Source organism: Burkholderia sp. BCC1996 (assembly GCF_905339955.1).
Taxonomy (GTDB): domain Bacteria; phylum Pseudomonadota; class Gammaproteobacteria; order Burkholderiales; family Burkholderiaceae; genus Burkholderia.
In genome coordinates, this window is the sequence record NZ_CAJPHM010000007.1 from 281,090 (window position 1) to 300,940 (window position 19,851).

Here is a 19,851-nt window from a genome sequence, read left to right on the forward strand (position 1 = left end):
ATGAACCTGAACCTGCATCCGGATCCGTCCGCCGGCGCGTGCCTGCCCGGCCTGTTGCCGCGCGCGGACGGCGAACTGCCCGCCCTGATCGCGCGTGCGCGCCATGCGCCGCCGCTGACGGTGGCCGTCGTGCATCCGTGCGACACGGCCAGCCTCGTCGCGCTTGCCGCGCTCAACGCGTCGCCGCTGGGTGCATCGATCGAACCGCTGATCGTCGCGCCGCGCGCGAAGGTGTTGCGCGTGGCGAGCGAGGCGGGCGTCGATCTCGCGAAATGGACGATCGAGGACGTTCCCCACAGCCACGCCGCGGCGGCCCGCGCGGTGGCACTCGCAGCGTCGGGCCGCGCCGGCGCGCTGATGAAGGGCAGCCTGCACACGGACGAGCTGATGGGGGCCGTCGTCGCCGCGGAATCGGGCCTGCGCACCGACAAGCGCATGTCTCACTGCTTCCTGATCGAGGCGCCGGCGTATCCGCGGCCGTTCATCCTGACCGACGCCGCGGTGAACATCGCACCGGATCTCGCGCAGAAGGCGGCCATCACGCAGAACGCGATCGACGTCGCGCATGCGCTGGGCGTCGCGCGCCCGCGCGTCGCGGTGCTGTGCGCGGTCGAGACCGTCAATCCGGCGATGCGTTCGACGCTCGACGCGGCGGCCCTCGCGAAGATGGCCGAGCGCGGGCAGATCACGGGGGCGGTCGTCGACGGCCCGCTCGCGTTCGACAACGCGATATCGCAACGGGCCGCACGCGAGAAGGGGATCGACTCGCCGGTTGCCGGCCGTGCGGACATCCTCGTCGTGCCCGATATCGAAGCGGGCAACATGCTCGCGAAACAGCTCGAATACCTGGGCGGCGCCGCGAACGCGGGCGTCGTCGTGGGCGCGCGCGTGCCGATCGTGCTGACGAGCCGCGCCGACGGCGTCGCCGTCCGGGTCGCGTCCTGCGCGCTCGCGGTGTTGCTGGCGCAAGTCCGGCATGACGCCGCCCCGATGCCTGAACAGGCCCCCCTTTCGATGGAGGAATTGCGATGAAAGCACTCGTGTACCACGGCCCCGGGCGCAAGGCGCTCGAACGGCGGCCCAAACCGGAACTGCAGTCGCCCACCGACGCGATCGTCCGCGTGACGCGCACGACGATCTGCGGCACCGATCTGCACATCCTCAAGGGCGACGTGCCGACGTGCGAGCCGGGCCGCGTTCTCGGCCATGAAGGCGTGGGCATCGTCGAGCAGGTCGGCGCGGCGGTCGATTCGCTGAAGCCGGGCGACCACGTGCTGATTTCGTGCATCTCGTCGTGCGGCCGCTGCGAGTACTGCCGCCGCGGACTGTATTCGCATTGCACGACCGGCGGCTGGATCCTCGGCAACCGGATCGACGGCACGCAGGCCGAGTTCGTGCGCATCCCGCATGCGCCGACCAGCCTGTACCGGATTCCGGCCGGCGCGGACGAGGACGCGCTCGTGATGCTGTCCGACATCCTGCCGACCGGATTCGAATGCGGCGTGCTGAACGGCAAGGTGCAGCCGGGCTGCTCCGTCGCGATCGTCGGCGCGGGGCCGATCGGGCTGGCGGCGTTGCTGACCGCGCAGTTCTATTCGCCCGCGCGGATCATCATGATCGACCCGGACGGCAACCGGCTCGAGGTCGCGCGGCGCTTCGGCGCGACCGACTGCATCGACGGCCACGGCGGCGACCCGGTTGCGGAAGTGATGAAGCTGACCGACGGCGTGGGCGTGGATTGCGCGATCGAAGCGGTCGGCATTCCGGCGACGTTCGAGATGTGCACGGCGCTCGTGGCGCCTGGCGGGGTCGTCGCGAACGTCGGCGTGCACGGCGTCAAGGCCGATCTGCACCTCGAGAAGCTGTGGGATCGCAACATCTCGATCACGACGCGGCTCGTCGACACGGTCAGCACGCCGATGCTGCTGAAGACGGTAGGCGCCGGGCGCCTCGATCCGGCGCGCCTGATCACGCACCGGTTCTCGCTCGACGACGTGGAAAGCGCGTACGACACGTTCGGGCGGGCCGCGCAGACCCACGCGCTGAAGGTCATCATCGAAATCGGCTGAATGCCGGGCCGCGCGTGGCGGAAACCGGGTGCTTCCGCCGCCCGTCACGCGCGGCCGGCGCTGCGCCGGCAGTCAGGACGACAGCGCGGTGGGTTCCTGCGTGTTGTTTGATTCAATCGCGTCCAGATCGACGCACTGCTCGTAGGTCGGCACCTCGCACGGCCAATGCAGGCGCTCCGAGATGCGCCGGCGCATCGCATCCGCGGCAGCGGGTTCGCCGTGCGTGACGAAGGTCCGCACGGGCGCGCCCTGCATCGTGCCGAGCCACTTCAGGATCTCTTCGTAGTCGGCATGGGCCGACAGCGTCGTGATCGACTCGACCTGCGCGCGCACGCGCACGTACTCGCCGTGAATCTTCAGCGTCGGCTCGTGCGCGGCGAGCGCCGCGCCGCGCGTGCCGGCGGCCTGGTAGCCGACCAGCGCGATCGTGTTGCGCGCATCGGGCGCATGGCGGCTCAGGTGATGCAGCACGCGCCCGCCGGTCGCCATCCCGCTGCCGGCGATGATGACCATCGGGCCGTGGTGTTCGGCGATCGCCTTGGACTGCTCGACCGAGCGGATCATCGTGGCCGCGTGGCCGAGCGCATTCGCTTCGGAGGCCGTCAGCCGGTGTTCGAGGATATGGTGGCGATAGATTTCGGTCACGTCCGTCGCCATCGGGCTGTCGACGAACACCGGGACGCGCGCCATGCGGCCGGCCGCCTTCAGCCGCGCGATGTAGTGCAGGATCTCCTGCGCGCGGCCGACGGTGAAGCAGGGCATCACAACGACCCCGCCGCGCGCGAAGGTCTTGTCGAACATCCCGGCCAGTTCGTTTTCGGGATCCGACGCCGGATGCAGCCGGTCGCCGTACGTCGATTCGACCACCAGGTAGTCGGCATGCGCGGGCGGGCGCGGAGGTTGCATGATCGGGTCGTGATACCGGCCGAGGTCACCGGAGAACGCGAGCACCTTGTGATCCCAGTGCATCACGACGCTCGCCGCGCCGAGGATGTGCCCGGCCGGCAGCAGGCGGAACGACAGGCTGCCGCCCAGCGCGGTGCATTCGTCGAACGCGACGGGTTGCAGCCGGCGCAGCGCGCGCTGCGCGTCGTCCAGCGTGTAGAGCGGTTGCGCGGGATGATGCTTCGAATAACCGTGCCGGTTCGCGAAGTCGGCTTCCTCCTCCTGCAGCCGCGCGCTGTCGCGCAGCATGATGTCGCAGAGTTCGGCCGTGGCCGCCGTGCAGTACACCGGCCCGCGATAGCCTTCGCGCGCCAGCACCGGGAGATAGCCGGTGTGATCGAGATGCGCGTGCGTGAGCACGACCGCGTCCAGCGTGTCGGGCGCGAACGGCAGCGCGCGCCAGTTGCGCAGCCGCAGGTTCTTGGTCCCCTGGAACAGGCCGCAATCGACCAGGACGCGCCGGCCGCCGTGCTCGAGCAGATATTTCGAGCCGGTCACGGTTTCGGTCGCACCGAGAAAAGTCAGTTTCATGGGTTGCCTCCCCGGGAGTCGACGGAACAGTAAGTCGATTACATCCCGAACGCGCGCGCGGCGGTTGACCGAAATCACGAATGGCGGGATTCCGATGACGAACGGCTTGAACGCGACGCGTAAGATGCCGCTTGCGATGCCCCGAATGCAATGCGTCCGGGCGGTGCCGCTAACGCCCGGGCGGCGCCGGATCCAGCTGCGCGACGAACGCCACGATGCCCGACACCAGCGCAACGATCGCGTACGGCACGACCCGCTCGTCGATCAGCATCGCATGCACGACGCCCAGCAGCGATGCGAGCGCGATGAATACGCAGAGCGTCGCGAACGCGTTTCGGTATCGCAGGCCCATCATGACGTTCTCCCGGGAAGCGGCCGCCGTGGACGGCGTTGCCGTCGGCGCATGCCATCGGTTGCGCAAGACATGTGCCATGATCGCGTGCCGCGCGCCGGCGCGATTGATCTGTATCAACCGACGAATCCCGGCATCACGGAATCGACGTCCCGCTCAAGTCATCTGACCAATCGTCTTGCGGAACCGCGTCAGCGACAGCAGGAACAGCACGCAACCGATCGCGAACAGCGCCGCGAACTGGGCCCACACCGCATCGAACCCGGCACCGCGATACAGGATCCGCTGCGCGAGTTCGACGAAATGCGTGGTCGGCGCGGCCAGCATGATGTCCTGCACGACGGGCGGCATGCTTTCGCGCGGCGTCAGGCCGCCCGACAACAATTGCAGCGGCAGCAGCACGAGGACGAGCAGCATGCCGAACTGCGGCATGCTGCGCACGAGCGTCGCGAGAAAGATCCCCATCGACGTCGTCGCGAACAGGTGCAGCGCCATGCCGGCCACGAACAGCGGTACCGATCCCGGAATCGGCACGTGCAGCGCGCCGCCCACGACGAACGTCAGCGACGCGACGGCCGCCGCCGCGACGACGAGCCCCATCGACCAGACCTTCGCGAGCATGATTTCCGCCGCGGTCACCGGCATGACGAGCAGATGCTCGATCGTGCCGTGCTCGCGCTCGCGAATCAGCGCGGCGCCGGTGAGGATCATCGACAGCATCGTCACGTTGTTGATCAGTTCCATCAGCGCGCCGAACCAGACTTCGTCGAGATTCGGGTTGAAGCGCATCCGCATCGCGAGATCGACGGGCGGCAAGGACGTGCCGCGCTGGCGCCGCACGAACGCATCGATCTCGCCCGACACGATCTGCTGCACGTAACCGCCGCCGGTGAACGCCTGCGTCATGCGGGTCGCATCGACGTTCAGCTGGACCGTCGCGTGACGGCCGGCGAGCACGTCGCGCTGGAAGTCGGGCGGAATGTCGAGCGAGAACGTGTAGTCGCCGTTGTCGAGCCCGCGATCGGCCGCGCCGGCGTCGACGAGCGGGGGCGGCGCGAACTGCGGCGGGAAGAACGCCGCCGCGATGCGCGCCGACAGCGGCGACGCATCCTCGTCGACGATCGCGATCGGCACCTTGTGCAGCGTTTCCGGGCGCGCGGTGGCCGCGACGTAGATCGACGCGCTGAACGTGTAGACGATCAGCGCGAGCAGGATCGGGTCGCGGGCGAGGCTCCACAGTTCCTTGACCCCGAGCCGGAAAATGACGAGCAGGCGCGACATGGTCAGCGCTCCTGCTTGCGCAGCAGCACGCCGGTCATGACCAGGATGACCGGCGCGGCCGCGAGCATCGGCCAGAACTGGGACGACAGGTCGGCCAGCCCCAGCGCCTTGTTGTAGACGCCGCGGCTGATCGCGAGCATGTAGGTGGCCGGATAGACGGTGCCGACCCACTTGCCGCTGCCCTCGAGCGACGACAGCGGCGTGAGCAGGCCCGAGAACTGCACGACGGGAATCAGCGTGCCGACGATCGTCATGAAGATCGCGGCGATCTGGCTGCGGGTAAACGTCGAGGCGAACAGCCCGATGCCGGTGGCCACGACGTTGAAGATCAGCACCGCGGCCGCCAGCGTCGCGAAACTGCCCTTGATCCGCACGCCGAACACGAGGTCGGCCAGCACGACCATCAGCAGGAAGTTCAGCATGGCCAGCATCACGTACGGCGCCTGCTTGCCGAGCAGGAATTCGGCCCGCGTGACGGGCGTCACGTACAGGTTGACGATCGACCCGAGCTCCCGTTCCCGCACGACGGCGAGCGCCGTCAGCATCGCGGGCAGCATCAGCAGCAGCATCGGCATGATCGCGGGAATCATGGCCGGCAGGCTCTTGACGTCCGGGTTGTAGCGATAGCGGATCGCGATGTCGACGGCCGGCGCGAGCGACACGCCGAGCCGGCGCTTCGCCTGGTCGCGCAGCCAGTTTTCGTGCATGCCGGCCACGTAGCCGCGGATCGTCTCCGCGCGCATCGGCATCGCGCCGTCGACCCATGCGCCGATCTCCACGCGGCGGCCGCGCGCGACGTCGCGCGCGAAACCGGGCGGGATCTCGAGCGCGAGCGACAGCTGGCCGTTGCGCATGCGGCGCTCGATGTCGCGGTCGTCGGCGAGCGGCGCGCGCGGCACGAAGTAGCGGGAACCGGCGAGGTTCTGCGCATAGTCCTGGCTCAGGATCGACTGATCGCGGTCGAGCACCGCGAACGTCAGGTTGTCGACGTCGAGACTGATCCCGATGCTGATCACGCACATCAGCACGAGCGAGCCGAACAGCGCCAGCGTCGCGCGCAACGGGTCGCGTCGCAGCTCCAGCACTTCGCGCCACAGATAGCTGCCGGCGCGCGCCGGGCTGAACCATGCCGCCGCACGACCGCCGCCGGCCGCCGCGGGTGGCGCGGCGAGCCAGCCGGCGTCGGACCGCGCATCGGCCGGCGCACCGTCCGCGCCATCCGCTTTCTGCGCGTCGCTCAGGTAGCCGATGAACGCGTCCTCGAGCGTGGCGGCGCCGCGCAGGCGCACCAGTTCCTCGGGCGCGGCGCTCGCGAGCACGCGGCCCGCATGCATCAGCGAGATGCGGTCGCAGCGCGCGGCCTCGTTCATGAAGTGCGTCGAAATGAAGATGGTGACGCGATCGTTGCGCGCGAGCTCGATCATCAGCCGCCAGAAGTCGTCCCGCGCGACCGGATCCACGCCCGACGTCGGTTCGTCGAGGATCAGCAGTTCGGGCTTGTGCACCATCGCCACCGCGAGCGAGAGCCGCTGCCGCATGCCGAGCGGCAGGCGCTCGGGCAGCGCGTCGAGGGCGTCGGCCAGCCCGAAGCGCGCGACCATTTCGGTCACGCGCGCGGGCACGTCCGCCTCCGGCACGCCGAACAGGCGCGCATGCAGCACGAGGTTCTGCCGGACGGTCAGTTCGCCGTAGAGCGAAAACCCTTGCGACATGTAGCCGACGCGCCGGCGCGTGTCGATGTCGTTCGCGGCGACCGGCCGGCCGAACAGCGTTGCGGTGCCTTCGGATGCGGGCAGCAGGCCGGTGAGCATCTTCATGGTCGTCGACTTGCCGCAGCCGTTGGAGCCGAGAAAGCCGAAGATTTCACCGCGGCGGATCTGCAGGCTCACGTGGTCGACCGCGACGAAATCGCCGAACCGCATCGTCAGCCCGTCCGCCTCGATCGCGTAGCCGGCCGCCCGATCGGCCTGGAACGGCGCGATCACGACCGGCTGGTGTCCGTGCCGGCGCGCCTCCGGGAGCAGCGCGATGAACGCGGCTTCCAGCGTGTCGCAACCGGTGCGCTCGAGCAGCTCGCCGGGGCTGCCGGTTGCCAGCACGCGGCCGGCGTCCATCGCGATCAGCCGGTCGAAACGGCGGGCCTCGTCCATGTACGCGGTGGCGACCAGCACGCTCATCGCCGGGCGGGCGGCGCGAATGCGGCCGATCAGCTCCCAGAACTGCGCGCGCGACAGCGGATCGACGCCGGTCGTCGGCTCGTCCAGGATCAGCAGGTCGGGATCGTGGATCAACGCGCAGCACAGGCCGAGCTTCTGCTTCATGCCGCCGGACAACTTGCCGGCCGGGCGGTCCAGGAACGGCTGCAGGCCGGTGCTGCGCGTCAGCGCGTCGATCCTTCGGCGCCGCTCCGCCGCATCGTGGCCGAACAGTCTCGCGAAGAACTGCAGGTTTTCCTCGACCGACAGCGTCGCGTACAGGTTGCGGCCGAGGCCTTGCGGCATGTAGGCGATGCGCCGGCACACGCGCGCGCGATGGCGGCGCGACGACAGGTCGCCGTCGAGCGTCCATACGCGGCCCTGCTGGATCGCGCGCGCGCCGGAAACGAGCGCGAGCAGGCTCGACTTGCCGACGCCGTCCGGCCCGATCAGCCCGATCATGCGGCCGGCCGGGATATCGAGCGTCACGTCGTCGAGCGCGGCCGTGTCGCCGTAGCGCAGCGAGACGCCGGACAGCCGTGCGACCCAGCCCGGATCGGCCGACACCGGCGCAGCGCCGGTCGCGCCGGCATCCGTCTCGACGGGCGGCGCCGCTTTCATTGCGGCACCCTGATCGCGAGGCGATCCGGCCAGCCCGCGTGCGAGTCGGTCTTCAGCCACGCCACGCCCGGCAATCCGGTCTTGACGAGCTTCAGGTGGCGCTGCAACAGGTCGCGATCGATGCGTGCCTTCACCCGGAACATCAGCTTCTGCCGCTCGGTGGCCGTTTCGACCGTCTTCGGCGTGAACTGCGCGGTGCTCGACACGTAGGACACGCGGGCCGGAATCACGTATTCCGGTGCCGCATCGAGCACGATCCGCACGTCGGCGCCGAGCGGGACCCGGCCGACGACCGCTTCGGGCAGGAAGAACGTCATGTACACGTCGGACAGGTCGACGACGTTGAGCACCTTGCCGCCTGCCGGCAGGACTTCGCCCGACTCGGCAATCCGGTACTGGACGCGCCCGTCGCGCGGCGAGGTCAGTTCGCTATCCGAAAGGTCGGCCCGCACGCGCGCCACGGTCGCCTGCGCGGCCGTCACGGCCGAGCGTGCCGCGACGAGTTGGGCCTGCGTGGCGTCGATCGCGGCCTGAGCGGCTTGCACCTGGGCCCGCGCGGCGTTCACGGTCGCGCGCAGGCTGCCGGCGCGCGCGCGATCGTCGTCCAGTTCCTGCATCGACGACGCGCCGTCGCGCGACAGCGTTTCGGACCGCGCGAGCCGCCGCGTGGCCGCGTCCAGCTCGCTTTCCCGCTGCACGACGACGGCCGCGGCCGCGGCCTTGTCGCTGCGGCGCTGCGCGACCTGCGCGTCGATGCTCGCCGCAGTGTTCACCGCCTGCTGCTCGCGCGCCCGTGCCTCGTCGAGCTGCGCCTGCAGGACGACGACGTCCATGCGTGCGAGCGGCTGGCCGGCCGTCACGAAGTCGCCTTCGTCGACGAGCATCGCGGTGACGCGCCCCGGCAGCTTGGTCGCGACGTCGATTTCGGTCGCCTCGATGCGGCCGTTGCCGCTGACGAGCCCCGCATCCGCCTGGCCGTCGTGCCAGCGCGTCCACCCGTAATACGCGAGGCCGATCGCAAGCACGGCCGCACCGGCACCGATCAGAAGAGGGCGCGGGATGGTTTTCATGGTGTGTTGTCCGAGTCTGTCGAAAGGGGCGCCGTTGCCGCGGCAGTCTTGCCGGTGTCGATCACGCCGCCGCCGAGCGCGCCGTACAGCGCGACGCGGCTCGACAGCAGCGCACGACGGGTCGTGACCAGCTGCTGCTCGGCGTTCATCAGGTCCCGCTGCGCATCGAGCACCTCGAGGAAGCGGGTTGCCCCGCTGTCGTAGCGCAGCTTCGCGAGGCGCGCCCGCCCGGCCTGCGACGCCTGCGTGGCGCGCTCGATGGCGACCTGGTCGGCGAGCCAATGGCGCGCGGCGAGCGCATCCGACACGTCGCGGAACGCACGCTGCAGCGTCTGCTCGTAGCGGGCGAGCGCTTCTTCGCGTTGCGCGCGCGCCAGTGCGAGATTCGACCGGTTGCGGCCGCCGTCGACGAGCGGCAGCGTGACGTTGGGAATCACCGACCACACGCCGGCCCCCGACGACAGCAGGTCGTGCAGCGCGCTGCTTCCCGAACCGATCGCACTCGTCAACGCGATGCGCGGAAAGAATGCCGCGCGCGCCGCGCCGATGTTCGCGCGGCTCGCCTGCAGTTCGCGCTCCGCCGCAATCACGTCCGGGCGCCGGGTCAGCAGCGACGAAGGCAGGCCGGGGGTTAGCGACGGCAGCACCGCGCCGTCGTCGAGCGCGAGCGGCGTGGCGCCCAGCGCCGGCGGCGCACCGACGAGCAACGCCAGCGCATCGGCTGCCGTCGCGCGGGCCTGCTGCAACTGCACGCCGAGCGATTCCGCCTGCTGCAGCAGGATCTCCGATTGCGTGAGATCGAGGCGCGAGATCGCGCCGGCCGCGTGACGAAGCCGGAAAATCCGCAGCGATTCGCGGCGGGTGTCGATCGTCGCGCGGGTCAGCGCGATGCGTTCGTCGATCTCGCACAGGGTCAGATACGCGTCCGCGACACCGGTGACGACGCTCAGCGTCACCGCCTGCCTGGCTGCGTCGCTCGCGAGGTAGCGCTGAAGCGCTGCTTCCTTCAGGTTGCGCACGCGGCCCCAGAAATCGATCTCCCATTGCGTCTCGGCCAGCTGGACTTGATAGACCTGCCCGATGACGGGCACCGGAGTGAGAAAGCCGCCCGGCGTGCGAAACCGCGCGTAGGCCGCGCCCGCACCGATCGTCGGCCATTGATCCGCGCCGCGGATGCCGTACACCGCGCGAGCCTGCTCGACGCGTGCGACCGCCGCGCGCAGATCCCGGTTGTCGGCGAGCGCCTGGCCGATCAGTGCGCGCAGGCGCGGGTCGACGAAGTAAGCCTGCCAGTCGGGCACGGGCGCCGCGGGTGTCGCGTCGGCGGACGGCTCCGGAAAGGACGCGGGAATCGGTGCGGCGGGACGCTCGTCCGGTGGCGCAAGCGACAGGCAGCCCGACAGCAGCCCCATGCCTGCCGCCAGCGCAATGGCACGCATGCGCCGCACGACGGCAGGATGACAGCGAACGGGAGGCGCGGCAGCGCGCATGGAATGCCTCGTCGAATACGGAAATGCGGGAATTCGGGATGGCGCCGCCCGCGGGGCGTCGCCGCTTCGGATTCACTTATATCCGACGATTACCGGGTTTCCCCTTGATCTGTGTCACTCGGGCGGGGATGCGTTTCGAGGGGCCGCTCGCTTGACGCGCGTGCCGGAGCATGCGTCGGACGCTTTCGCGACGGCGAGCCGGACCGGGCCGCGCAATGCCTGTCACGGGCGGCACGCCCGGTGCGGCAACGTCCGTCGCGAGCCCGCGGTTGATTGATCCTCGTCAAGCCGCCGGCGCGGCCGTGCGCGATGCTGAACACGGTGCGGCACGCATTCGCTCGCAGGCATGCGGCCGGCACGGGCCGACGGGAGACCGACATGAAGTCCGATGCAGTACTCAAGCAGGATGTCGAGCAGGCGTTGTTCTGGAATCCGGCGATCGAGGCGCGCCGGATCGACGTCGAGGTTCACGACCGGATCGTGACGTTGCGCGGCACGGTCGACAGCTGGGCGCAGAAGCTCGAGGCGCAGAAGACGGCACTGCACGTCGCCGACGCGCGCGCGCTGGTGCTCGAACTGAACGTCACCCCGCCGGAGAACGCGTGCGCGGACCAGGAACTGGCGATCGCGATCACGTTCGCGCTCGGCTGGCAGGAGGCGTTGCGCGATCACAAGATCAGCGTCGAGGTCGATCACGGCTGCGTGACGCTCGACGGCGAAGTCGATCATGCGTATCAGAGCCGCGCGGCGGAAGCGATGGTGAGCCGGATGATCGGCGTCGTCGGCGTGGCCAACCGCATCCGGGTGCGTGCCGACCATACGGTGCCCGACGTCGGCGCCCGGATCGCCGAGGCGCTTGCGCGCCGCGCGCAGCGCGAAACCGCGGGAATCTCGATCGATGCAACCGACGGCATCGTCACGCTGACGGGCACGGTCGCGTCGCTGGCCGAAAGGCGCGCCGCGTGCGGCGCGGCCGGGTCGGTGAGGGGCGTTCGGCAGGTCGTCGACCAATTGACCGTCGCCTGACCGGCTTGCCTGCATGGTCCGTTACCAGGAGAAGCCGCGATGAACCGTCCGCATTCCGGCCCCGGCGAAACCATCTGCGCCGCGACAGGCACATGCAGCCGCATACGAAGGGTCGTCTCGACCGTCGCGACGGCGAGGACGTGCTGCGTGCGCACTGGAAGCGCGACGATGCGTGAGCGGATGCTGGCCTGCCGGAGAGGTTCGACCCCGTGAAAAAATCATTCGACTACTCCGGGTTGCTGATTCCGGTCGCGTTCGCCGTGCTGGTCGCGGTTCAACTGCTGGCGCGCCAGCCGGCGTCGACGTCGATTTCCTACAGCGATTTTCACCGCCTGGTGGACGCACGGCTCGTCGACGATCTCGAGATCGGCCCGGCGACGATCTTGGGCACGCTGCGCATGCCGCAAGCCGGCGCCGCGCTGCCCGCGTCCGACGCGGCCGGCGTGAAGGAGGCCGGCGCGCCGTGGCGCTTCACGACGAACCGGGTGAGCGACGAAGGGCTGGTCGCCGCGCTGACGACTGCCGGGATTCGCTACCGCGGCGCGACGGATACGGGCTGGATCGGGACGCTGGCGACCTGGATCTTCCCGTTGATCGGCTTCGTCCTGATCTGGAATTTCATGATGCGAAGGCCGGGCGGGATGCGGGATCTGAGCGGCATGGGCAAAAGCCGCGCCCGCGTCTACATGCAGAAGGAAACCGGCATCACGTTCGACGACATCGCGGGCATCGACGAGGCGAAGGCCGAGCTGCAGCAGATCGTCGCGTTCCTGCGCAGCCCCGAACGCTACCAGCGGCTCGGCGGCAAGATCCCGAAGGGCGTGCTGATCGTCGGCGCGCCCGGCACCGGCAAGACGCTGCTCGCCCGCGCGGTCGCCGGCGAGGCAGCGGTGCCGTTCTTCACGATCAGCGGCTCGGCGTTCGTCGAGATGTTCGTCGGCGTCGGCGCGGCGCGCGTGCGCGATCTGTTCGAGCAGGCCCAGCAGAGCGCGCCGTGCATCGTGTTCATCGACGAGCTCGACGCGCTCGGCAAGGCGCGCGGCGTCGGCCTGATGTCGGGCAACGACGAGCGCGAGCAGACGCTGAACCAGCTGCTCGTCGAGATGGACGGCTTTCAGGCCAATTCCGGCGTCATCATCATGGCCGCGACCAACCGGCCGGAGATCCTCGATCCCGCGCTGCTGCGCCCCGGGCGCTTCGACCGGCACATCGCGATCGACCGGCCGGACCTGACCGGACGCAAGCAGATCCTGGCCGTGCATACGAAGCGCGTGAAGCTCGCGCCGGAAGTCGACCTGGCCGAACTGGCGCAGCGCACGCCGGGCTTCGTCGGCGCCGATCTCGCGAACGTCGTCAACGAAGCGGCGCTGCATGCGGCGGAACTGGGCAAGCCCGCGATCGGGATGGCTGATTTCGACGAAGCCATCGATCGCGCGATGACGGGCATGGAGCGCAAGAGCCGCGTGATGAACGAACAGGAAAAGCTGACCATCGCGTACCACGAATCGGGGCATGCGCTCGTCGCGCAAAGCCGCGCGCACTGCGATCCGGTGAAGAAGGTGTCGATCATCCCGCGCGGGATCGCGGCGCTCGGTTATACGCAGCAGGTGCCGACCGAGGATCGCTACGTGCTGCGCAGGAGCGAGTTGCTCGACCGGCTCGACGTGTTGCTCGGCGGACGCGTGGCCGAGGAAATCGCGTTCGGCGACGTGTCGACCGGCGCGCAGAACGATCTCGACCGCGCGACCGCGCTGGCGCGTCATATGGTGATGCAGTACGGGATGAGCGAGAAGATCGGCCTGGCGACACTCGACGATGGCGCACGCCAGGGCGGGGCGCCGGGCGTGTGGACGCCGGGCGACGGCCGCTGCAGCGAGCACACGGCACAACTGATCGATGAAGAGGTGCGTGGGCTGCTCGAGGACGCGCATGCGCGCGTCACGGCGACGCTCGGCGCGCACCGCGACGCGCTCGAACGGATCGCGCGCAGCTTGCTGCAGCACGAATCGATCGATCACGACATGCTGGTGGCGCTCATCATGCCGCCGGGCGATGACGGCGAGCCGCCCCGGCCGGCGGAAGCCGGCGCGGAAACGACCACGGGCGTCTCCGCCTGAAGACACGACCGCCGCGATCGCGCCGGACGCCTGCCACAGGCCATCACATCGCTCAACAGCCGATGCAGACCGGGCCGCCGCGCCGCGCGTGCGACGCGTCATCGGTCACGACCGACGCGAGCCGCGGATCGGGCCGGAAAATCGTGATGCCCTTGAGCCCTTCGCGCCACGCCTGGAAGAACAGCGCGTCGACCGCCGCGAGCGAACACTGGCCGGGCATCGTCACCGTCTTGGAGATACCGGCGTCGACGCACGGCTGCAGCGCCGCGAGCATCGCGACGTGATCGGCCGGCGCGATATCCGCCGCCGTGACGAAATAGCCCGGCAGCCTGACGTTGTCGCCATGCAGTGCGCGAAACAGCCGGTAAGCGTGATTCTCCGCACGAAACGGCCGGACCCGCCCGTCCGCGGTGCGGACCATGCGGCGCTGCGTCCAGCCGACGGCCGGCTCGATTCCGTTCGAACAGTTGTCGCAGAACGCGAGGCTCACGCTGCCGGCCGGCGCGAACGACAGCAGGTGGCTGTTGCGCAGCCCGTGCCGCGCGATCGCGTGATGCACCTTCAGCGGCAACAGCGTTCGATACGCGGGGCCGCTCAGATAGGCGGCCGGGTCGTAGGCCGGAAAGACGCCGCGCTCGGCGGCAAGCGCGGCCGACGCGGCGAACGCATGCTCGCGCATCGCGAGCGCGATCCTGCGTGCAAGCGCGCGTGCTTCCGCGCGGTCGTAGCGCAGCCTCAACATCGTCAGCGCGTCGCCCAGCCCGGTCACGCCGACCCCGATGCGGCGCGTGCGGCGCGCTTCGTGCTCGTGCGCGGCGAGCGGCCACGCGGTCAGATCGAGCACGTTGTCGAGCATGCGGACCTGGATGCGCACCGCGTCGGCGAACGTCGCGAAATCGAAGCGCGGCTCGCCGTCGACACCGAACGGGTGCAGAACGAACCGCGACAGGTCGATCGGTCCGAGCACGCAGCTGCCGTAGGGCGGCAGCGGCTGCTCGCCGCACGGGTTCGTCGCGTCGATCCGCTCGTGCTCGCGCAGCGGATTCGCGGCGCGGATCGTGTCGAGAAACAGCAGCCCCGGTTCGGCGCTGTCGCGCGCGGCAGTGACGATCGCGTGCCAGAGCGTGCGGGCCGGCACCGTTGTGTAAAGGTAGCGTCCGTCGGGCAGCCGGGGCGACGCGCCGGACGTGCAGGCGGGTGGCGCGTGGTGGAAGAGCGCCCACGGCAGGTCGTGCCGGACCGCCTCCATGAATGCGTTCGTGACGCCGACCGACAGGTTGAACGTCGGCCAGCGCGTGCGTCCGCGCTTGGCCGCGACGAACGCGACGAGATCCGGATGATCGCAGCGCAGCACGCCCATTTGCGCGCCGCGGCGCGGGCCGGTGAACGGCAGCGCCCGGCACATCGCATCGAAGCGGTCGAGCGCCGCGCACGCGCCGCGTCCGGACGACAGGCGCCGTTCGTACGCGTCGGCGGGCGGCACCGGCGAGAAGTCGTAGCCGATTCCGCCGCCCATCAGCAGCGTGACCCGGGCGTCGTCGAGCGCATGCGCGAGCGCCGTGTCGAGGGCGTGCACGGGGGCGTCGGCCGGAATCGCGAGCGGATGGACGAAGCAGTTGACCATCGTTCCGCCGTGGTCCGCGCCGGCATTCGCGAGAATGCGGCCCGCGCCGATCGCACCGCGCTGCAGGTTCAAGAAGAACGTGCGCTCCGCCTGCGCACGGCGCTCGGCCGGCTCGGCGAGCGACAGCGCACGGGCGACGCGATGGAAGACGGCCGCGCGAGACGTGTCGCCGGGCTGCGCATAGCGCTCGGCGAACACGGTGCTGCAAAGCGGCTGCTCGTCCATGGCGGGGCTCGGCGACGACGAATGACTCAATGTAGGCGCCTGCCCGAACGTGTCGTTGATCGAACGCAACCGGGCGCTTTCGCGGCACCGCTTGATGGCGGTCAACGCCGCGGCCGGCGTCGAACGTAACGTGGAGCCACGGCCGGCACGCCGCGGTGGCCGCGAATCGCCACGCGGCCACCCGGCGCGCCTGCCATCGACTGCGAGCGACGCACCATGACCGATATCGTTACCGTCACGTTGAATCCTGCCGTCGATGTCTCGACCTCGGTCGAGCACATCGTCGATACCCACAAGCTGCGCTGTACACGGCCACGGCGCGACCCCGGCGGCGGCGGGATCAACGTCGCCCGAACCATTCACCGGCTCGGGGGCGACTGCGTCGCGCTGTACCTGGCCGGCGGGCCGACCGGCGACGTGTTGACGCTGCTGCTCGAAGCCGAGCGCCTGCCGGCGGTGCGCGTCCGGATCGCCGGCGAGACGCGCGAGAACGTCTGCGTGAGCGAGACCGCGACCGGGCGCGAATACCGGTTCGTGATGCCGGGGCCGCTGGTCACGCAGGCCGAGTGGCGCGACTGCGCGGCCCGCATCGACGCCATGCAGCCGGCGCCGCGCTATCTCGTGCTGAGCGGGAGCCTGCCGCCCGGCGCGCCCGACGACCTGTATGCGACGCTCGCGCGCACGGCCAGGGCAAGAGGAAGCCGGGTGGTCGTCGATGCGGCGGGCCGGGCGCTGCAAGCGGCCCTCGAGGCCGGCGTTCATCTCGTGAAGCCCAGCCTCGGCGAACTGAGTGCGCTGGCCGGCGAACCGCTCGACGACACGGCGGCCGGCCGCAAGGCGAGCGAACTCGTGGCGCGCGGGCAGGCCGACATCGTTGCGTTGACGCTCGGTGCGCGCGGCGCCTGGGTCGTCACGCGCGATCGCGCGCTGCGCCTGCCCGGCAGGCCGGCAGCGGTATGCAGCACGGTCGGCGCCGGCGACAGTTTCGTCGGCGGCATGGTCTGGGCGCTGGCGCGCGGCGTGCCGTTCGACGATGCGTGCCGCTATGCGCTGGCGGCATCCGCCGCCTCGGTCGAGCATCCGGGCACGGCGCTCTGCACGCGCGACGACGTCGAGCGGATTCATGCCGAACTGGTTGCGCAGGCAAGCTGACGTCCAGGCGGCCCGACGCATGCACGATCGCATCGACGCGCGATCGATCGTTGATCTGGCTCAGCGGATTGCGCGCCGCCATCGCGAAAAATGGGGCAGCCATTCCACGAGGTCCGCCATGGCCGTTCGCCTGACCGCCTTGATCGCCAGCCTGCTCCTGCTGTCGGCCGCGTCGCCGGTTTCGTCCGCCGACGTCGCGACCGTCGATTCGCCCCCGCAGCGTGTGCTGATCCTGGTCTATCACCGGTTCGCCACCGCGCGCCTGGATTCGATGACGGTGCGTACCGAAACCTTCCGGCACCAGCTGCAGGCGATCGAGGCGAACGGCTACCGCATCGTGCCGCTCGCCGACGTCGTGCGCTGGCACGACGGCCAGGCCGATGCCGTGCCGGCGCGGGCGGTCGCGATCACCGTCGACGACGGTCATCGCTCCGTCTACGACGTGCTGCGCCCGTTGCTGGCCGCCCATCCGATGCCGGTCACGCTGTTCATCTATCCATCCGCCATCTCCAACGCCGGCTATGCGATGACCTGGGACCAGCTGCGCACGCTCGGGCGGGCCGGCGGGTTCGACATCGAGTCCCATACATACTGGCATCCGAATTTCCGCACCGAGCGCGCCCGGCTCACGCCGGACGACTACCGGCGCTTCGTGTCGTTCCAGCTGGGCCGGTCCCGCGAACGGCTCGAGGCCGAAACCGGTGAGCCGGTCAGGCTGCTGGCCTGGCCGTTCGGCGTCCATGATGAACAGACCGACCAGTTGGCCGCACGCGAAGGCTACGTCGCGGCATTCACGCTCGACGCGCGCCCCGTTCGTGCCACCGACCCGGCAATGGCACTGCCGCGCTATCTGATGACGGACGACTGCGACACACGATGCATGAACGGATTGCTGAGAACCGCCGGGAGTCAGCCGTGATGAAACGCCTGATCATCTGTCTTCTCGTGTCGCTCGCCGGCTTCGCTGCCCGGGCGGCGCCCGTCACGATCACCGTCGTCGACGCCACGAACGGGCACCCGCTCGCCGGCGCGATCGGGCATGCGTCGGGCGTGAACCGGACCGCGGATCGCGACGGCGCGTTTTCACTGGAGATCGACGCGGCGGGCACGCGCCTGAGCGTGCGTGCGCCGGGCTACGCGCGAACCGAAGTCACGCTCGCGCCGGCCGGGGTCGCGCAGACGATCCGGATGACGCCCGTGCGTCCGAAGGCGGTCTATCTGTCCGCCTATGGCGTCGCCGATCGCACGCTGCGCGAGGCGGCGCTGTCCCTCCAGGACAAGACGGCGATCAACGCGCTCGTCATCGACGTGAAGGGCGACAGCGGCGTGACGCCGTATCGCAGCCTGGCGCGTGAAATCTCGGGTGCCGCGAACCATGCCGCCGTCGCCGTCGTGCATCCGCCCGATCTGCCGGACCTGCTGCGGACGTTCCACGCGCGCGGTCTTTACGTGATTGGCCGCATCGTCGTGTTCAAGGACGACGCGCTGGCGCGCGCTCATCCCGAGTGGGCCGTGCGCGACGCGGCCGGCGACATCTGGCAGGACCGCGAGCATCAGCGCTGGATCGACCCGACGTCGCGCGCGGCCTGGCAACACAATTACGATGTCGCCGAAGAGGCTGCCCGCATGGGTTTCGACGAAATCCAGTTCGACTACCTGCGTTTTCCCGACGCCAACGGCCTCCGGTTCGGCGAGCCCAATACCGAGGCCAACCGGGTCGCGGCGATCACCGGATTCCTGACCGGCGCGCGCGAACGGCTGCGGCCGTACAACCTGTACATGTCGGCCGACATCTTCGGGTACGTCTGCTGGAATGCAGACGACACCGCGATCGGGCAGCGGCTCGACGCGCTCGGACCGGTCGTCGACTATGTGTCGCCGATGCTGTATCCGTCCGGCTTCACGTGGGGCCTGCCCGGTTGCCGCAAGCCGACCGAGCATCCGGGCGAGATCGTGTCGCGGTCGCTGGCCGAGGCGAAGCGCCGGACCGGACTGGACGGTGTCCGGTTTCGGCCGTGGCTCCAGGCGTTTCGCGACTATGCGTTCGATCGCCGGCCGTTCGATGCCGACGAGATTCGCGCGCAGGTCGACGCGGCCGACGCGGAGGGCACCGACGGCTGGATGCTGTGGAATCCGCGCAATCGCTACGATCCTGCCGCGTTGCCGCGCTGAGCGGCACGTGCGGAGCGGCGCGAACGCGTAAAGGCGCATGGCGCATGGCGCGCAGGACGCGAATCTATCATGCCGTGGAATGACGAACGTTATCCGCCTTCGATGCGGAATCTGCCGCTGCCGGTTCGCGGCAAGGCGATCGGGATTGCCAACGCGCTGCTGCGGCAGGGGCGTGCCGAGGGCAGCGCGATCCGCATCGCGATCGCGCAGGCGAAACGGTGGGGGCGTGCGCATGCCGGCTTCGTCCGGCTTCCACAGGCGCGCACTTGACTTGAGTCAACGGGAAATCGGCGTTCCGCGCGACGCTGACAGCGTCGTCGACTCGAACGAGCGACGTCACCGCACGCGACACGTTCCGCGACCGGACGGGCGGCATTGCAGCCATGCGTGCTCGATCAGGAGAGTGAAGATGTGGACCGGAACCGTGAAGATGCTGCTGCTCGCAACCTGCCTGCTGAATATCGGTGCGAACGCGCTGGCTGAAACGTCGACCGAGCCGATCATGCGCAACGGTGTCGCTTATATCACCGGCGGAATCGGCCAGGACGAGGTCACCGCGTTTCGCGATGTCGCGCCTCGCTACAACCTGCGGATCACGTTCGCGTCGAAGCGGGGCCATTATCTTTCCGATGTCGACGTCACGCTGTCGTCCGGCAAGGCGACGCTTCTCGACGCGCACACGAACGGGCCGTTCCTGTTCGCGCGCGTGCCGCCGGGGCGATATACCGTGTCCGCGCACGACAGGGCCGTCCAGGAAGTCCGGCACGTCGTCGTACCGGCGCGCGGCGCCGTCGATGTGCGCTTCTACTGGCACGACCCCGAACGGCAAGGCGCTATGCGTCTGTGTGCGGATTGTTCCGCATCGCCGCAATAACCGGCACGCCAGTCGCGCTTTCGATCAGGACCGGCGAGGCGGCGATGCGCGGCGCTCGCGCCATCGGCGCGGCGGTTCTCCGAGCGCGGCTCGACTCCGCCGATGCG

The 19,851-nt window shown here is 69.7% G+C and carries 16 protein-coding genes; 9 read left to right on the forward strand and 7 right to left on the reverse strand.

Annotation, left to right across the window (positions count from 1 at the left end):
• Positions 1 to 1,032, forward strand: a complete 1,032-nt coding sequence (locus U4Z64_RS13090; protein ID WP_124485950.1) for a bifunctional enoyl-CoA hydratase/phosphate acetyltransferase — start codon at positions 1 to 3, stop codon at positions 1,030 to 1,032.
• On the forward strand, positions 1,029 to 2,069 hold the full coding sequence (locus U4Z64_RS13095; protein ID WP_124645760.1) for a zinc-dependent alcohol dehydrogenase family protein: 1,041 nt from the start codon (positions 1,029 to 1,031) through the stop codon (positions 2,067 to 2,069). The genes U4Z64_RS13090 and U4Z64_RS13095 overlap by 4 nt, the downstream gene beginning before the upstream one ends.
• A 72-nt stretch (positions 2,070 to 2,141) precedes the next feature.
• Here U4Z64_RS13095 and U4Z64_RS13100 read toward each other — a convergent pair whose 3' ends face one another.
• From U4Z64_RS13100 to U4Z64_RS13125, 6 genes are all read right to left on the reverse strand, one after another.
• The gene (locus tag U4Z64_RS13100; protein ID WP_321820177.1) at positions 2,142 to 3,545 is read right to left on the reverse strand and encodes an MBL fold metallo-hydrolase; all 1,404 of its coding nucleotides are present in this window, start codon (positions 3,543 to 3,545) and stop codon (positions 2,142 to 2,144) included.
• Positions 3,546 to 3,714: 169 nt separating this feature from the next.
• Positions 3,715 to 3,900, reverse strand: a complete 186-nt coding sequence (locus tag U4Z64_RS13105; protein ID WP_044846572.1) for a DUF2964 family protein — start codon at positions 3,898 to 3,900, stop codon at positions 3,715 to 3,717.
• 153 nt (positions 3,901 to 4,053) lie between these two features.
• Complete coding sequence (locus tag U4Z64_RS13110) at positions 4,054 to 5,178, reverse strand: ABC transporter permease (protein WP_124485894.1); 1,125 nt, start codon at positions 5,176 to 5,178, stop codon at positions 4,054 to 4,056.
• Positions 5,179 to 5,180: 2 nt separating this feature from the next.
• Positions 5,181 to 7,994 (reverse strand): ribosome-associated ATPase/putative transporter RbbA, encoded by a 2,814-nt coding sequence (gene rbbA, locus U4Z64_RS13115; RefSeq protein WP_321820178.1) that lies wholly within the window; start codon positions 7,992 to 7,994, stop codon positions 5,181 to 5,183.
• Positions 7,991 to 9,064, reverse strand: a complete 1,074-nt coding sequence (locus U4Z64_RS13120) for an HlyD family secretion protein (protein WP_321820179.1) — start codon at positions 9,062 to 9,064, stop codon at positions 7,991 to 7,993. The genes rbbA and U4Z64_RS13120 overlap by 4 nt, the downstream gene beginning before the upstream one ends.
• The gene (locus U4Z64_RS13125) at positions 9,061 to 10,554 is read right to left on the reverse strand and encodes an efflux transporter outer membrane subunit (RefSeq protein ID WP_415750571.1); all 1,494 of its coding nucleotides are present in this window, start codon (positions 10,552 to 10,554) and stop codon (positions 9,061 to 9,063) included. The genes U4Z64_RS13120 and U4Z64_RS13125 overlap by 4 nt, the downstream gene beginning before the upstream one ends.
• A 378-nt stretch (positions 10,555 to 10,932) precedes the next feature.
• Between U4Z64_RS13125 and U4Z64_RS13130 the strand changes: the two genes are divergently transcribed.
• The gene (locus U4Z64_RS13130; RefSeq protein ID WP_257772294.1) at positions 10,933 to 11,580 is read left to right on the forward strand and encodes a BON domain-containing protein; all 648 of its coding nucleotides are present in this window, start codon (positions 10,933 to 10,935) and stop codon (positions 11,578 to 11,580) included.
• Positions 11,581 to 11,789: 209 nt separating this feature from the next.
• A complete protein-coding gene (gene ftsH, locus U4Z64_RS13135; RefSeq protein WP_321820181.1) occupies positions 11,790 to 13,697 on the forward strand; it encodes an ATP-dependent zinc metalloprotease FtsH in 1,908 nt (635 codons plus the stop codon).
• Positions 13,698 to 13,749: 52 nt separating this feature from the next.
• Here ftsH and U4Z64_RS13140 read toward each other — a convergent pair whose 3' ends face one another.
• Complete coding sequence (locus tag U4Z64_RS13140; protein ID WP_321820182.1) at positions 13,750 to 15,546, reverse strand: adenosylcobalamin-dependent ribonucleoside-diphosphate reductase; 1,797 nt, start codon at positions 15,544 to 15,546, stop codon at positions 13,750 to 13,752.
• A 216-nt stretch (positions 15,547 to 15,762) separates the two neighbouring features.
• Here U4Z64_RS13140 and U4Z64_RS13145 point away from each other — a divergent pair, with 216 nt between their 5' ends.
• The 5 genes from U4Z64_RS13145 (at position 15,763) to U4Z64_RS13165 (ending at position 19,744) form a co-directional block, all read left to right on the forward strand.
• Entirely contained in the window at positions 15,763 to 16,698 is a 936-nt protein-coding gene (locus U4Z64_RS13145; RefSeq protein ID WP_124570394.1) for a 1-phosphofructokinase family hexose kinase, read from the forward strand.
• 118 nt (positions 16,699 to 16,816) lie between these two features.
• The gene (locus U4Z64_RS13150; RefSeq protein WP_321820229.1) at positions 16,817 to 17,617 is read left to right on the forward strand and encodes a polysaccharide deacetylase family protein; all 801 of its coding nucleotides are present in this window, start codon (positions 16,817 to 16,819) and stop codon (positions 17,615 to 17,617) included.
• Entirely contained in the window at positions 17,614 to 18,870 is a 1,257-nt protein-coding gene (locus tag U4Z64_RS13155; RefSeq protein WP_321820183.1) for a putative glycoside hydrolase, read from the forward strand. Before U4Z64_RS13150 ends, U4Z64_RS13155 begins: the two co-directional genes overlap by 4 nt.
• 69 nt (positions 18,871 to 18,939) lie before the next feature.
• Positions 18,940 to 19,140, forward strand: a complete 201-nt coding sequence (locus U4Z64_RS13160) for a hypothetical protein (RefSeq protein WP_124485901.1) — start codon at positions 18,940 to 18,942, stop codon at positions 19,138 to 19,140.
• A gap of 139 nt (positions 19,141 to 19,279) precedes the next feature.
• Positions 19,280 to 19,744 carry a carboxypeptidase regulatory-like domain-containing protein gene (locus tag U4Z64_RS13165; RefSeq protein WP_124485953.1) on the forward strand — a complete coding sequence of 155 codons (465 nt, stop codon included), beginning with the start codon at positions 19,280 to 19,282 and terminating at the stop codon, positions 19,742 to 19,744.
• Positions 19,745 to 19,851 lie beyond the last annotated feature (107 nt).

What these genes read in the sequence shown, in the direction of transcription:
- U4Z64_RS13140 (WP_321820182.1), bottom strand. Translation starts at nt 15,546, where the DNA reads ATGGACGAGCAGCCGCTTTGCAGCACCGTGTTCGCCGAGCGCTATGCG.
- U4Z64_RS13120 (WP_321820179.1), bottom strand. Translation starts at nt 9,064, where the DNA reads ATGAAAACCATCCCGCGCCCTCTTCTGATCGGTGCCGGTGCGGCCGTG.
- U4Z64_RS13095 (WP_124645760.1), top strand. Translation starts at nt 1,029, where the DNA reads ATGAAAGCACTCGTGTACCACGGCCCCGGGCGCAAGGCGCTCGAACGG.
- U4Z64_RS13130 (WP_257772294.1), top strand. Translation starts at nt 10,933, where the DNA reads ATGAAGTCCGATGCAGTACTCAAGCAGGATGTCGAGCAGGCGTTGTTC.
- U4Z64_RS13165 (WP_124485953.1), top strand. Translation starts at nt 19,280, where the DNA reads ATGTGGACCGGAACCGTGAAGATGCTGCTGCTCGCAACCTGCCTGCTG.
- rbbA (WP_321820178.1), bottom strand. Translation starts at nt 7,994, where the DNA reads ATGAAAGCGGCGCCGCCCGTCGAGACGGATGCCGGCGCGACCGGCGCT.
- U4Z64_RS13090 (WP_124485950.1), top strand. Translation starts at nt 1, where the DNA reads ATGAACCTGAACCTGCATCCGGATCCGTCCGCCGGCGCGTGCCTGCCC.
- U4Z64_RS13100 (WP_321820177.1), bottom strand. Translation starts at nt 3,545, where the DNA reads ATGAAACTGACTTTTCTCGGTGCGACCGAAACCGTGACCGGCTCGAAA.
- U4Z64_RS13125 (WP_415750571.1), bottom strand. Translation starts at nt 10,554, where the DNA reads ATGCGCGCTGCCGCGCCTCCCGTTCGCTGTCATCCTGCCGTCGTGCGG.
- U4Z64_RS13110 (WP_124485894.1), bottom strand. Translation starts at nt 5,178, where the DNA reads ATGTCGCGCCTGCTCGTCATTTTCCGGCTCGGGGTCAAGGAACTGTGG.
- U4Z64_RS13150 (WP_321820229.1), top strand. Translation starts at nt 16,817, where the DNA reads ATGGCCGTTCGCCTGACCGCCTTGATCGCCAGCCTGCTCCTGCTGTCG.
- U4Z64_RS13160 (WP_124485901.1), top strand. Translation starts at nt 18,940, where the DNA reads ATGCCGTGGAATGACGAACGTTATCCGCCTTCGATGCGGAATCTGCCG.
- U4Z64_RS13145 (WP_124570394.1), top strand. Translation starts at nt 15,763, where the DNA reads ATGACCGATATCGTTACCGTCACGTTGAATCCTGCCGTCGATGTCTCG.
- U4Z64_RS13105 (WP_044846572.1), bottom strand. Translation starts at nt 3,900, where the DNA reads ATGATGGGCCTGCGATACCGAAACGCGTTCGCGACGCTCTGCGTATTC.